The sequence below is a fragment of the Bradyrhizobium sp. NAS96.2 genome (assembly GCF_001908235.1).
Classification (GTDB): domain Bacteria; phylum Pseudomonadota; class Alphaproteobacteria; order Rhizobiales; family Xanthobacteraceae; genus Bradyrhizobium.
Genome location: NZ_LGHK01000176.1, coordinates 18,068 through 31,083, shown reverse-complemented (window position 1 = coordinate 31,083; position 13,016 = coordinate 18,068). Strand labels below are relative to the sequence as shown.

Sequence of the window (13,016 nt, the reverse complement as noted above, 5' to 3'; positions counted from 1 at the left end):
GGCGGCGATGCCGCTGGTCTGTGGCGGGCGCAGTGTCGGCGTCTTCATGGTGACCCGGCGTGAGGTCGACTCGCTCGGTGAGGAGATCGTATCGCTGCTGGCGCGTATGGCGGCGAACGTGTCCTACGCGCTGGACAATTTCGACCATGAGGCGTCACGCAAGAGCGGCGAGCGGGCGATGCGCCGGCTGAACCGCATGTTCGGCGCCATCAGCGCAACCAATGAGGCCATCCTTCGCGCCAAGACCGAGCATGATCTCTATCAGCGGGTCTGCGATGCCGCGGTGTTCAGCGGAAAATCCTTCGCCACGGTGGTGCTGCTGGCCGAGCCCGACACGCACTGGCTGGAGCCCGTCGCCGGCACCGGCGAGGCGATCGACCTGATCACGCAGACGCGCTTCTCGACCGATCCGGACAATCTCTACGGCAAGGGGATCTGCGGCGAGGCGTTCCGCACCCAACGACCGTGCGTCGAGCACGATATCCCGATATCGGCGAGCCCCTCTCAGAAGCAGGCCGGTGGCAGCGGCCTGATGGCCTGCGTCGCGCTGCCGCTCACCCGGTTCGGCAGGAGCATCGGCGTCCTGATCTTCTTCACCGGCAATTCCTGGGCCCGCGACGAAGAGATCATCGCGCTGCTGGCGGGCATCGCCGAGAACGTCTCGGTTGCGCTCGACACATTCGGCCGCGCCACCGAAAAGGCGAGGGCCGACGCCGAACGCGAGCGGCTGTCGCGGATGTTCGCGGCGCTGAGCGCGACCAACGAGGCGATCATGCGGGCGCGGTCGCGGCTCGAGATGTTCGAGCTGGTCTGCGCCGCGGCGGCGCATGGCGGCGGGTTCAACTCCACAAGCATCCTGATCGCAAAACCCGGCGACGATTTCATGGAGATGATGGCGGTCGCAGGTCCAACCGCCGAGAATGCACGCCGCCTCAACGTTTCGCGCAGCGAGGCGCGGCCCGAAGGACGCGGCGTCTGCGGCAGGGCGTTCCGTTCCCGGCGGGCCTGCATCAACAACGATTTGATGGGCGATGTCGCCAACAGCCCGTTCCGTGACGTTATCGACCGCGAGGATGCGCGGTCGGGCGCGGCATTTCCGCTGATCGTCGACGACGAGCCGGTCGGCGTGATGCTGTTCATCTCCGCCAAGCGCAACACCTTCTCGGCCGAGTTCGCCGAGCTCCTGCAACGGCTCGCCGACAACGTCTCCTATGCGCTCGGCAGCTTCGATCGCGCCGACGAGAAGGCGCGCACCGAGGAGCAGAAGGAGCGGCTGAGGCGGATGTTCGCGGCGCTGAGCGCGACCAACGAAGCGATCATGCGGGCGAAATCCCGCAGCGAGCTGTTCGATCTGGTCTGCGATGCCGCCGCGGTCGGCGGTCAGTTCATCTCGGCCACGATCCGCCTGGTGCGCCCGGGCGAGGTCTTCCTGGATAATGTAGCGGCTTCCGGCCCCGACCGGGTACGGGCCCGCGAAGTCCAGCTGTCGGCTGATGCGACGCGTCCGGAGGGACAGACGCTGACCGGCGTTGCGATCCGTACCCGCAGGCCCTGCATCAGCAACGATTATCTCAGCGACTTCGGTCCTGAATCGCATGTCTATCCGGTCGTTCGCGACAGCGGCAGCAAGTCCGGCGCGGCCCTGCCGCTGCTCAAGAACGGCGAGGCGATCGGCGCGCTGGTGTTCCTCTCCAGTGAATTCGGCACCTTCAGTCCGGAGATGATGGCGCTGTTGCAGCGGCTCGCCGAGAACGTGTCGTTTGCGCTCGCCAATTTCGACCGCGCTGACGAGAAGGCGCGGGCCGACGAGCAGAAGGAGCGGCTGTCGCGGATGTTCGCGGCGCTGAGTGCGACCAATGAGGCGATCATGCGGGCGAAGTCCCGCACTGAATTGTATCAACTGGTCAGCGAGGCGGCAGCGACCGGCGGCAAGTTCACGTCGACCACCATCGCGATGGCGCAGGGCGGCAGCGATTATCTCCGCATTGTCGCGATCGCGGGCCCTGCAGCGGAGGGCGCGAGCCAGGTGACGCTCTCGGTCAACGAGGCGCACCCGGAGGGGCGCGGCGCCTGCGGCAGGGCGTTCCGGTCGGGCAAGGCCTGCATCATCAACGACTATTTTGCCGATGCCGAGACCGCCGCTTTCCATGAGCGGGCCCGTCTCGACGGGACTAAGTCCGGCGCCTCGTTCCCGCTGATCGTCAGCGGGCAGGTGGTCGGTGTCATGATCTTCGTCGCGACCGAGAAGGACACGTTCACACCTGAGTTCGCCGAGCTGTTGCAGCGCCTCGCCGACAATCTGGCATTCGCGCTCGAAAGCTTCGATCGCGCCGACGAGAAGCACAAGGCTGACGAGCGCATCGAATACCTTGCCTCGCACGACAGCCTGACCAACCTGCCGAACCGCGAGACGTTCAACGAGATGCTGCGTCACGCAATCTCGGCGGCGGATCGCCATCGCCTGCAGGTCGCGGTGCTGTTCATCGATCTCGACCGCTTCAAGATCATCAACGATTCGCTCGGTCACGACGCCGGCGACATGCTGCTGGTGGCGATCGCCGAGCGGTTGCGCGGATCGCTGCGCGCGAGCGACGTGGTGGCGCGGCTCGGCGGCGACGAGTTCGTGGTCATCCTGGAGGAAACCGCCGAGCGGGCCGACGTCGAGCGCATTGCCGGCGATCTGCTGGTTTCGTTGAGCCATCCGCTGACGATCAGCGGGCACGAGTGCCACACCACGGCCTCGATCGGGATTGCGATGTATCCCACCGACGGCTCCGACGTGCAGACGCTCACCAAGAACGCCGACATGGCGATGTATCTTGCGAAGGAGGACGGCAAGAACGGCTTCCGCTTCTTCTCCAACGAAGTCAGGGCGCAGTCGATCGAGCGTCTGACCATGGAAAGCGCGCTGCGCCGCGCGCTGGAACGCGAGCAGTTCTCGCTCGACTATCAACCCAAGGTCGACATGGCGAGCGGACAGATCAGCGGCGTCGAAGCGTTGCTGCGCTGGACCCATCCCGAGCTCGGCAAGGTCTCGCCGGGGCAGTTCATCCCGCTCGCCGAGGAGATCGGTCTGATCGTGCCGATCGGCCGCTGGGTGCTGAAGGAAGCCTGCGCGCAGAACATGGCGTGGCAGCACCGCGGCCTCAAGGCGGTGACCATGGCGGTCAACCTTTCGCCGCGGCAGTTCGGCGATCCGCATTTGCTCGACGACATCGACGAGGCGCTGGCGGCGAGCAGCATGTCGCCGGCGCTGCTGCAGCTCGAGGTCACCGAAAGCATGGTGATGCGCAATGTGACGCGGGCGGTCCGCGTGCTTGACGCGATCCAGAACCGCGGCATTCGCCTCGCGATCGACGATTTCGGCACCGGCTATTCGTCGATGTCGCTGATGAAGCAGTTCCCGATCGACACGATCAAGATCGATCGCTCCTTCGTGCGCGACCTGCCCGATGATTCCGAGGACGTCGCGATCGCGCAGGCGATCATCAGCATGGGCAAGGCGCTCGGCATGACCATCGTGGCCGAAGGCGTCGAGACCTCCGAGCAGCAGGAGTTCCTGCGCGCGCATGCCTGCGACGAGATGCAGGGCTTCCTGTTCTCCAGGCCGCTGCCGCCGCGCGACCTTGCCGAGCTGTTGAAGACATCGCCGGTGCTGACCTCGCCGCCGTTGCAGCCGTCGCTGGACGGTGGGGCGATCAGCGAGGCCGGGCCGGATCTAGGGCGGAAACGCGCTGTCGTCTGACGGCTGCACCGGCAGGTCGCGGACGTCGGAATCGGTGGATGCGACCTTGCGCGAGAAATCGTAGGGCCAGGGCAGCATGGTCTGGCCGGCCAGCGTCTGGCGCAGCACGCGGGTGCCGTCGGCAAAACTCGCGCCGTCAGGCAGGCGGAGCTGACGGCACCAGTTCGATGGCAGCGGGCCGACGGCGTCGCGCAGCTCGAACGCCGGTCCCCACCACCACGCCGGCGCCGGCGGCCGTTCCGGCTCCGGGATGGCACGCCAGCGCGCGAACTCGTCGGCAATGCGGGCAAATTGCAGCTTGGCGGCGGGATGCATTGGAGGCCCTTCGTTGGGCCGAGATGATAGCATCGCCCCCACCGCGCGCAACGCAGCCATCCGCCTCCGGCTATTTCTGCTCCACTTCCGTCGCGGTAGCCGGGCCTTCGCCCATGATCAGCAGCACGGCATCCTCGTCTTTGGCGCCGTCCCAGTGCACCTGCTTGCCGAAATGGGTGACGAAGCTTCCGGCCGGCATCGCCACCGTGCCATGGTCGGGATCGAATTTCGGACCCGAGCCCACCCACCAGGTGCCCTTCAGCACGACGATGTAGCGATCGTTGGGATGGAAGTGCGGCCGGCTGAAGTGATTGCCCTTGGTCCATTTGGTGTAGACCATGTAGAAGCCGGGCTTCGACGGATCACCGACCACGACGGCGTTCTGCGCGCCGCGCGCGTCGACCGGGCTCCAGGGAATCTGGTCGGGCAGCTTGTAGGTGACGGCGGCCGGATTGAGCTCGGCCGCGGAGCTGACGCTCAGCGTGCCGGCAAACACCAGCGGCATCATCAGGTATCGCCAGGACCGGTTCGACGCCGCCATCGTATCCTCCGAGTTCAATTCGTTCGGGCAACGGCTGCGCCCGTATGTCGCATGATGCTAGTCGCTCTCGCTTCCGCCGGACAAGACGCGTCCACGCATGTCTGACCTCAAGATTGCGACAAAGCTCCGTGACACAACGCGGTTGCAATATCAAAAACGCATTTACGCCGCTGCAGACAATGATAGGTTGCGCGCCAACCAAAAGACGGGAGGATAACCTTGAAGAAGCATCTGTCGATACTTGCGGCGGGACTTGTGATCGGTGCGGCCGCGCTGCAATTCCCCACCAGCGCATCGGGGGACGACGGCTGGGTCACGCTGCTCGACAGCACCAAAAAGGGCGACTGGGACGAGGTCGGCAAGGCCAATTGGGCCATGAAGGACGGCGCGCTGGTCGCCGACAAGCTCGACGGCAAGGATCTCTCCTATCTCGTCAGCAAGACCCAATACAAGGACTTCCAGATCCGCGCCGAGTTCTGGACCGACGAGGACGCCAATAGCGGCGTCTTCATCCGCTGCGAAAGCAACAAGACGATCGATTCCAAGGTCTGCTACGAGGTCAACATCTTCGACAAGCGGCCGGACCCGACCTACGGCACCGGCGCGATCGTCGACGTCGGCAAGGTCGATCCGATGCCGAAGGCGGCCGGCAAGTGGAACGTCTACGAGATCACGGCGCAGGGACCGCATTTCGTCGTGACGCTGAACGGCCAGAAGACCGTCGATGCGCAGGACTCCAAGCACGCCAGCGGCTACATCGCGCTCCAGTATGGTTCGGGCGTGGTCAAGTTCCGCAAGGTGCAGATCAAGCCGCTCTGACCGCGCAAGGTCGAGAGGAGCCCGGTCGCGGCGCGGCCGGGCTTTGCGGTGTCGCGTGCGCTATCGGCCGGCCGTCTTTGGATCGTCGCCTTGCGTGCGCAAATGATGGCCGATCACGAGCCCGGTCAGGCACAGCAATAGCCCGAGCGCCGGCGGCGCAAACAGCGCCTCCTCCTGGAAGATGCCGTTCACCAGCACGACCATCGTGCCGAACGCGGCGAGCCCTTGGATGAGAATTCCGGACGAGGCGTAGAGACGCCAGGCCTTCAGCGCCATCGCAAAGAAAAAGCCGAGCGGCACCAGTGCGCCGATGCCCATCTGGTAGAGCAGCACGCCGACCGCGCTTTCGACCGCGCCGTCCATGGTGCCGGCCGCCTGCGCGGCGTTCCAGTCGATCGAGAAGTAGCCTTCGGACAGATTGCCGCCGACGCCGAGCCCGCGGCCGATCGGGTTATGCCGGAAGCCATCCCATCCGCCCATGAAGCCGATCACGTGAAAGTCGCCGATCTGGAGTCCGATATAGATCGCCGCGATCGCGTAGCCCACTAGCCCGACCAGCGCGATGGCAAGTGTGATGGTCGCACCGAACAGCCAGGTTGCCGTCCAGGCCAGGGCTACGAAGATCACCAGGATGAGCGCGCCCTTGACGCTGCAGCAGATCAGCAGCGGGATCGCGGCCAGCGCCAGCCAGCGATATCCGACCGCGACCAGGAGCAGGATGGAGAAGGCGATCCCGTAGCCGAAGCTGATCGGGCTCATGTTCGGTCCAAAGATGCGCATCATCGACGAAAGACCGAGGTCCTCGAACAGCGGGCTGTTGAGAAAACTGAAGCGGAAGCGGTCGATCAGATCCACCGGGACGTTGCCGGTTTGGCGCATCTCGGCCTCCCAGGCTCCGGAGCGGGTCGCCTTCAACTCGTCGAAGTGCCAGAACGTGTAGCCATTGGTGATGGTGAGCCAGAAATCGCGGAACATCAGTTCGACATATCCGCAGACGATCAGCAGAGCGGCGACGGCCACCAGGAACGGCGTGACGCGGATCTCGAAGGTGGCGGCGGTCAGCAGCGACAGCTGAAACAGAAAGATCGGAAACGCAATGTTGCGCAGATAGACGAGGGCCGCATGCGGATCCTGCGTGGCGCCGAGCAGGAAATACCCCGTCACGACCGCGAGGGTCATCAGCCCCCATTTCATGATCCGGTCGACGTCGGTTGAATGCTTGCGCTCGCGCAGCACATACAGCGCCAGCGTCACCAGCCACATGACGGCGCAGATCAGGAAATTGTAACCCTTGACGAAATCCATCTCCTGCTCGGTCGTCATGTAGGATGACAGGATCGAGACGAACAGGTTCTGGAAGAAGATGATGAAGACGGCGATCGACGGCGCGTAGGCCGGCGCCGCGAGCACGATGGCGCAGCCGATCAGGCTTTCGACGACGATCGCGAGCCCGGGGTTGGCCGCCTGCATGATTGGCGCGAAGGCGATCGATGCCACGGCGATGCCGAGCGCCGGAAGCAAGTCGCCGGCCAACAGCGGCCGCGGGGCTATCTCTGCTTGCACAGGCTCTGACCTAAGATGACCGGACGTGTGGGCACACCACACCGCATCGTCGATCTAGCCGCGCATTGTGTAAAAACGGGTTAACCAGACGGCGCTAGCGGGTTCCGAGCAGCGCCCTGAGCACCCCTTGGTCGGCCTTGCCGGTGACGGCGTCGGCCAGGCCAAAGCCCTGTGACATCTCCCAATGGGTCCAGCCCCAGCATTGCTGCCGGGCGTAAGCCGTGACGCCGGCGAGCCAGCGCAACCGGCTGTCGCGCGGCGCGCCGGCCTTGAGCACCCCGAACTCATTGATGATGATCGGACGGGAGTATTGCCGCTGCCAGGCGGCCGCGGGTTCGAGCCATTTGTCGATGCCGCGATCGGGGATGGCGCGGTCGACCATCGCGAGCGCCTTGGGCCTGTTCAGCGCGGTCAGCTGCTCGCGCAGCTGTTGGACCCTGGGATCGTCGGCGCGGGCCGGATAGGGCAATCCGATGACATCGTGGAGCGGCTCGTTCGGATCCCAATGGGCCTGATGGGTGAACACCATCGGATCGTAGAAGTGGATGGCATAGACGACGTTCGGATCGTCGAGCGGCGTGAAGCCCGGCAACGAGTCCGCGCGCTGCCAGTTGACCGGGCCCGTGATCAGCGTGGTCTGCGGCAGCATTTGGCGAATGAAGCCGGCCAGCTCCCGGGCTTCGCCTTGCCATTGCGCGGCATCGACCTCCGGCTCGTTCAGGAGTTCCGCAAAGACCCGATCGGAGGGATAGCGCTGGATGATCCGCGCCAGCTCGCGCCAGGCGCTCTTCATTTCGGTCATCGCGCCCTGCGGATCGTCCTTGTGCAGCGCGTTGAAGTACCGGCCCGAATGCAGGTCGATCGACACGACATAGCCGAGCCCGAGCAGGGTCTTGAGCGCGCTATCGACGGTTTTCAGGCGGGCGTCGATGTCTGCCTGCGTGGCGAAGCGCGGCATGATGAAGTCGGCAGGCACCGGCAGCCGGATGTGGGTCAGGCCGGCCTTGCGCAGCTCGAGCAGCAGGCGGCGCGGCGGCGCCGACCGTGGATCGGCGATCCAGCCGTCGGCGTTGACGCCGCGTGACAGGGCCTCGAGCCGGTCCGCGGCAACGCCGTCGATCAAGGCAGGGCAGGCCCGCGCGGCGACGGACAGCAATATGGATGCGGCGGCGAAAACGACGGGGATCGACGATAGCCGGGCCATTGGACGATCAACTCGCGATCATGTTGCAGCAGCGACGTGTTCAGTCATTCGGTCCTGTCGGCCACGGCGGCCGGCTCCGGAAACGTCGCAGTTAGCCATATCGGCGAGACATTAGCGTTGCGTAACCCCGCGCGCATACGCGACGGCACCGTTCTTGCCAATCCCTGCGCAAGAGCAGCCCGCTCGTCCCGGAACGGGACATCGGTTGAAGCGAAATGGCGCAGCTGTCAGGAGCGCGACCATGACGACAGGCAGGATCTTCACGGATTGGGATGACAACCATTCCAGGCTCTGGAGCCGTCGGCCGATCCGGCTCGAGCACACCATGCACCAGCAGCCAGCGTTCTCGATGGACAATCTCGCGAAACTGATCGAGCACTATCCGCGCGAGCATTACAGCCTGGTCAAGACCGGCGCCAAGGGATCGAGCCGGGTCTGGCGCGAGGGCGAGATCGGCAGGCTGCGCGGCAACCAGGTGATCGAGGCGATTTCGCGCGGCGACCTGTGGTTGAACCTGCGCAATGTCACCGCGATCGATCGCCGCTACCGTGACATGATCGAGCAGATGTTCGGCGAGATCGCCGTCAAGGTTCCCGGCTTCGACGCGCCGACCCATCAGGCCGGTATCCTGATTTCGTCACCCGATGCGCAGGTGTACTACCATGCGGATATGGCGGGACAGGGCCTGGTCCAGATCGCCGGCCGCAAGCGGGTCTACATTTATCCCAACACCCAGCCGTTCATCCGGCCCGAGCATCTGGAGAACATCGCGCTGTTCGACGTCGAGGTCGATATCCCCTACGAGCCCTGGTACGACTGGCATGCGCAGGTGATCGACCTCGAGCCCGGCCAGATGCTGAACTGGCCGCTCAATGCGCCGCATCGCGTCGAGAACCTCGGCACCGTCAACATTTCGATGACGATCTCCTATGTGAACGACGACATCCGCCGCGCCCAGATCCTGCATCTTGCCAACGGCATGCTACGGCATCGCTTCGGCTACGCGCCGCGTAGCCGCAGCATCCGCGGCCCGATCTTCTTCGCGAAGCAGGTCATGCAGAAGCTGCTGCGCGACGGCAAATGGGTGAAGCGCGAGCGCGCCGTGCAGCGGGCGATCGACTTCCGCCTCGACGAGAGCAATCTCGGCAAGATCGTCGACCTGCCGAAGCCGGCGCTGGCGGCGGCGTAAGCGAACTTGCCGGTTGCAGGTGCTGGAATGACGGTGTTGGCGACACCGGTTGGGAAATCGGCGCTAGATCGCTCTGACCACGCCCGGCTGGCCCGGTGCGCATTCCAGCGCAGCACGGTCCCAGTTCGCGTTGATCGCTGCTGCCTCATAGCTCGATTGCAGGAATTCGAGCAGCACCTTGTCCGGGTCTGCGGCCGCCCGCACGGCGTCGTAGGGCAGGATGAATTCGCCCAGTGCCTCGCTGAAGAATGCCGCATCGGGGTGTACCGGCGTGCTGCGATAGCCCGCGGGTTCCGGATAGGCGTAGGAATAGAATGCGGGGTAATCGATTGCGCCGCCGCCCGGCCAGAAGCCGGCGCTGCTGACCTCGTGCGAATAGGCCTCGTGCGCTACCGCGTCAGGCAAATGCGGCACGCCGCCGGGATGTTGCGGTGCCGTTCTGCCGGAAAAGCGCGTCACCGCGAGATCAAAGCTGCCCCAGAAGAAATGCACCGGGCTCGCCTTGCCGAGAAAGCCGGTCCGGAATTGCTTGAACACGCGATCGCAGTTCACGAGGATCTGGTGAAACCGGCGCACGGCATCGGCGTCATATGACGCATGCTGCGTATCCTGCGAGAACGGAATCGGGTCGGTGACTTCGTTCGGGATCTCGTCGATGGCGACGTCGATCCCGAGGTCCTTCAGATTGGTCATGGTCGCCGCGTAGAAGCTCGCGACCGATTGGCCGGCCAGCGCGAATTGCCGCTCGGTGCCGTCGCTGGTCGAGATGCGGAGCATGTGATCGACAAAGTCGAAGTCGATCTGGAACGTGCGGTCGCCGTCGGGGATCGGCGAGGTGGTCAGCCCGCGCGCGGTGACATAGAGCGTGACGTGCCAGGAGTGATTGAGCCAAGGCGACTTCGCCAGCCGGATCTTGCCGGCGATCTGGGTGAAGAGCTGGAGCGTGGCACAGCTGTCGCGCCACGCCGCGGTCGGCAGTTCCGGCCAGCGGGTCTTCTGGGTGTTGGTCATGGCAAACCTCTAGGCTGCGCCGACAGGAAGTCCTGCGGCATATCACGAAAATGGTCCCGATGATCTCGGGAACCGTCGCTTTCAAAAAAGCAGACAGGGCGGCAATCGCCAGGGAGTGCCGCCCTATCGCGTGGCCGTTCAGCCAGGCGTGAAACCCACCCGTAAAGTTCAGCCGCGCTGCTTTAGCCGTGCAGCTCAGCCGTGCAGTTTCCTGGCGGCCTCCGCGACCGCGCGGCCCTGATAGCGGGCGCCGGCAAGCTCGTTCTCGCTCGGCTGGCGGCTGCCGTCGCCGCCGGTGATGGTGGTCGCGCCATAGGGCGCGCCGCCGGTGACCTGGTCGAGCTTCATCTGGCCGGCAAAGCCGTAGTTCAGGCCGACCACCGTCATGCCGAAATGCAAGAGGTTGGTGATGATCGAGAACAGCGTCGTCTCCTGGCCGCCATGCTGGGTCGCGCTCGAGGTGAAGGCGGCGCCGACCTTGCCGTTCAGCGCGCCCCTCGCCCAGAGCCCGCCGGCCTGGTCGAGGAAGTTGGCCATCTGCGAGGCCATGCGGCCGAAGCGGGTGCCGGTGCCGACGATGATTGCGTCGTAGTTCGCGAGATCATCGATTGTGGCGATCGGCGCGGCCTGGTCGAGCTTGTAGTACGAGGCTTTCGCGACTTCGGCCGGCACGAGCTCAGGCACGCGCTTGATGTCGACGCTGGCGCCGGCTTCGCGGGCGCCTTCCGCAACGGCCTTCGCCATCGCTTCGATGTGACCGTAGGCGGAGTAATAGAGAACGAGAACCTTGGCCATGATGGCCTCCTTCGGGTTGGATTGGGGGAGATGTTTCGGGGGAGGGGCATGCGCGGACGACTGTCCGCGCATGTTGGGTGAAAGGTGATCAGGCCGCGTCGACCAGCACGAGCTCGGCATCCTCGAGCGCGGTGATCTTCAGCGTGGCTTCATCGCGGATCGCGGCGCCGTCGCGCGCATTGACGCGCACGCCGTTGACCTCGACGCTGCCGGCCGCCGGCACCAGATAGAGGTGACGAGCCTTGTCGGCGGCGTATTCCGCGCTTTCGCCGGCCTTCAGCGTGGTGGCGAGCACCCGCGCATTGGCCCGGATCGGCAGCGCGTCATCGTCGCCGTCGATGCCGGAGGCGATAGTGACGAGCTTGCCGGAGCGGTTCGACTTCGGGAACGGCTTCGATCCCCAGGTCGGCTGACCGCCCTGCGTCGTCGGCTCGATCCAGATCTGGAAGATCTTGGTCTTGGACGGCTCCAGATTGTACTCGGAGTGACGGATGCCGCTGCCGGCGCTCATCACCTGCACGTCGCCGGCTTCGGTGCGTCCCTTGTTGCCGAGCGAGTCCTGGTGCGTGATCGCGCCTTCGCGAACATAGGTGATGATCTCCATGTTGGCATGCGGATGCGCCGGGAAGCCGGAGTTGGGCGCGATCTCGTCGTCGTTCCACACCCGCAACGCGCCGTGGCTGACATTGGCGGGGTCGTAGTAGCTCGCAAACGAGAAGTGGTGCTTGGCCTTCAGCCAGCCGTGGTCGGCACCGCCCAGCTTTGCGAATGGTTTCAGTTCGATCATGGTTTACTCCGTTCGATGCGTTGGTTTCGATCTCGTTGGCCCCTTGGATATGCCTCCGACTGTGGTATAGAAATAGAAACTATTGAAACTCATTGTTTCTAATATTGAGCGACGGGGACAGCTGACCATGTCGAAACTGCCGGACTTCGAGGCGCTCGCGATCTTCGCAAAAGTCGTGGAATTGCGGTCGTTTGCAGCCGCCGCGACCGAGCTTTCGCTGTCCAAGGCCACGGTTTCGAAGGCGGTCAGCCGGCTCGAGGAGCGGCTCGGCGCGCGGCTGTTCAACCGCACCTCCCGCCGCCTGGCGCTGACCGATGCCGGCCAGAAATTGTCGGAGCGCGCCGCGCGGCTATTGGCCGACGGCGAGGCCGCCGAGAACGAGGCGCTGGCGCAATCGACCACGCCGCGCGGCCTGGTACGGCTCGCGGTGCCGATGAGTTTCGGCATCAAGACCGTAGCGCCGCTGCTGCCGGAATTCATGGAGGCCTATCCGGAGGTCGCGATCGACCTGCATCTCAGCGACGCGACCGTCGATCTGATCGGCGAAGGCTTCGATGCCGGACTGCGCATCGCGCGGCTGCCGGATTCCTCGCTGATCGCGCGGCGGCTGTGCGCCATGCCGCGCTACACGGTGGCGGCGCCGTCCTATCTGAAGCGCTACGGCCGGCCGACCCATCCGATGCATCTCGCCGAGCACAAATGCTTCGGCTACGCCTACCTCTCGACCCAGGGCGTCTGGCACTACACCAACGCGTCGGGCGAGCAGGCGAGCGTGCGTCCGGCCGGCCAGCTGCGCGTCAACAATGGCGAGGCCGTAATGCCGGCCCTGATTGCCGGCCTCGGCATCGCCGATCTGCCCGACTTCATCGTCGGCGATGCGATCGCGCGCGGCGAGGTCGAGGTGATCCTGAAGGGCTGGAAGCAGCCCGAGGGCGCCGTGCATCTCGTCACCCCGCCCGGCGGCCCGCGGCCCGCCCGCGTCGAGGTGCTGGCGGATTTTCTCGCCAAGCATTTCGCCAAGGGCCGCGCGCAGCGCAAGTAGAGGGC

The 13,016-nt window shown here is 65.1% G+C and carries 11 protein-coding genes; 4 read left to right on the top strand and 7 right to left on the bottom strand.

Features of this window, described 5'->3' with window-relative positions:
• On the top strand, window positions 1-3,745 hold a 3,745-nt coding region (locus AC628_RS31380; protein WP_074130647.1), incomplete at its 5' end, for a bifunctional diguanylate cyclase/phosphodiesterase.
• Here AC628_RS31380 and AC628_RS31375 read toward each other — a convergent pair.
• On the bottom strand, window positions 3,719-4,060 hold the full coding sequence (locus AC628_RS31375) for a hypothetical protein (protein ID WP_050628501.1): 342 nt from the start codon (window positions 4,058-4,060) through the stop codon (window positions 3,719-3,721). The genes AC628_RS31380 and AC628_RS31375 overlap by 27 nt on opposite strands.
• A gap of 70 nt (window positions 4,061-4,130) precedes the next feature.
• Window positions 4,131-4,601, bottom strand: a complete 471-nt coding sequence (locus AC628_RS31370) for a cupin domain-containing protein (protein WP_245321422.1) — start codon at window positions 4,599-4,601, stop codon at window positions 4,131-4,133.
• Between the two features lie 219 nt (window positions 4,602-4,820).
• Here AC628_RS31370 and AC628_RS31365 point away from each other — a divergent pair, with 219 nt between their 5' ends.
• Entirely contained in the window at window positions 4,821-5,420 is a 600-nt protein-coding gene (locus AC628_RS31365; protein ID WP_074130643.1) for a 3-keto-disaccharide hydrolase, read from the top strand.
• Between the two features lie 60 nt (window positions 5,421-5,480).
• Here AC628_RS31365 and AC628_RS31360 read toward each other — a convergent pair whose 3' ends face one another.
• Complete coding sequence (locus AC628_RS31360) at window positions 5,481-6,983, bottom strand: hypothetical protein (RefSeq protein ID WP_245321420.1); 1,503 nt, start codon at window positions 6,981-6,983, stop codon at window positions 5,481-5,483.
• Window positions 6,984-7,077: 94 nt separating this feature from the next.
• Window positions 7,078-8,187 carry a glycoside hydrolase family 5 protein gene (locus tag AC628_RS31355; protein WP_074130642.1) on the bottom strand — a complete coding sequence of 370 codons (1,110 nt, stop codon included), beginning with the start codon at window positions 8,185-8,187 and terminating at the stop codon, window positions 7,078-7,080.
• Between the two features lie 241 nt (window positions 8,188-8,428).
• Here AC628_RS31355 and AC628_RS31350 point away from each other — a divergent pair, with 241 nt between their 5' ends.
• Window positions 8,429-9,376 carry a cupin-like domain-containing protein gene (locus AC628_RS31350; protein WP_074130641.1) on the top strand — a complete coding sequence of 316 codons (948 nt, stop codon included), beginning with the start codon at window positions 8,429-8,431 and terminating at the stop codon, window positions 9,374-9,376.
• A gap of 63 nt (window positions 9,377-9,439) precedes the next feature.
• On the opposite strand, the gene AC628_RS31345 is transcribed toward AC628_RS31350, so the two are convergent.
• From AC628_RS31345 to AC628_RS31335, 3 genes are all read right to left on the bottom strand, one after another.
• The gene (locus AC628_RS31345; RefSeq protein WP_074130640.1) at window positions 9,440-10,387 is read right to left on the bottom strand and encodes a DUF5996 family protein; all 948 of its coding nucleotides are present in this window, start codon (window positions 10,385-10,387) and stop codon (window positions 9,440-9,442) included.
• A gap of 195 nt (window positions 10,388-10,582) precedes the next feature.
• Entirely contained in the window at window positions 10,583-11,182 is a 600-nt protein-coding gene (gene wrbA, locus AC628_RS31340; RefSeq protein ID WP_074130639.1) for an NAD(P)H:quinone oxidoreductase, read from the bottom strand.
• A gap of 88 nt (window positions 11,183-11,270) precedes the next feature.
• Window positions 11,271-11,969 (bottom strand): pirin family protein, encoded by a 699-nt coding sequence (locus tag AC628_RS31335; protein WP_074130638.1) that lies wholly within the window; start codon window positions 11,967-11,969, stop codon window positions 11,271-11,273.
• Between the two features lie 127 nt (window positions 11,970-12,096).
• Between AC628_RS31335 and AC628_RS31330 the strand changes: the two genes are divergently transcribed.
• On the top strand, window positions 12,097-13,011 hold the full coding sequence (locus AC628_RS31330; RefSeq protein WP_074130637.1) for a LysR family transcriptional regulator: 915 nt from the start codon (window positions 12,097-12,099) through the stop codon (window positions 13,009-13,011).
• Window positions 13,012-13,016 lie beyond the last annotated feature (5 nt).

What these genes read in the sequence shown, in the direction of transcription:
- AC628_RS31375 (WP_050628501.1), bottom strand. Translation starts at nt 4,060, where the DNA reads ATGCATCCCGCCGCCAAGCTGCAATTTGCCCGCATTGCCGACGAGTTC.
- AC628_RS31370 (WP_245321422.1), bottom strand. Translation starts at nt 4,601, where the DNA reads ATGGCGGCGTCGAACCGGTCCTGGCGATACCTGATGATGCCGCTGGTG.
- AC628_RS31355 (WP_074130642.1), bottom strand. Translation starts at nt 8,187, where the DNA reads ATGGCCCGGCTATCGTCGATCCCCGTCGTTTTCGCCGCCGCATCCATA.
- AC628_RS31350 (WP_074130641.1), top strand. Translation starts at nt 8,429, where the DNA reads ATGACGACAGGCAGGATCTTCACGGATTGGGATGACAACCATTCCAGG.
- AC628_RS31345 (WP_074130640.1), bottom strand. Translation starts at nt 10,387, where the DNA reads ATGACCAACACCCAGAAGACCCGCTGGCCGGAACTGCCGACCGCGGCG.
- wrbA (WP_074130639.1), bottom strand. Translation starts at nt 11,182, where the DNA reads ATGGCCAAGGTTCTCGTTCTCTATTACTCCGCCTACGGTCACATCGAA.
- AC628_RS31335 (WP_074130638.1), bottom strand. Translation starts at nt 11,969, where the DNA reads ATGATCGAACTGAAACCATTCGCAAAGCTGGGCGGTGCCGACCACGGC.
- AC628_RS31330 (WP_074130637.1), top strand. Translation starts at nt 12,097, where the DNA reads ATGTCGAAACTGCCGGACTTCGAGGCGCTCGCGATCTTCGCAAAAGTC.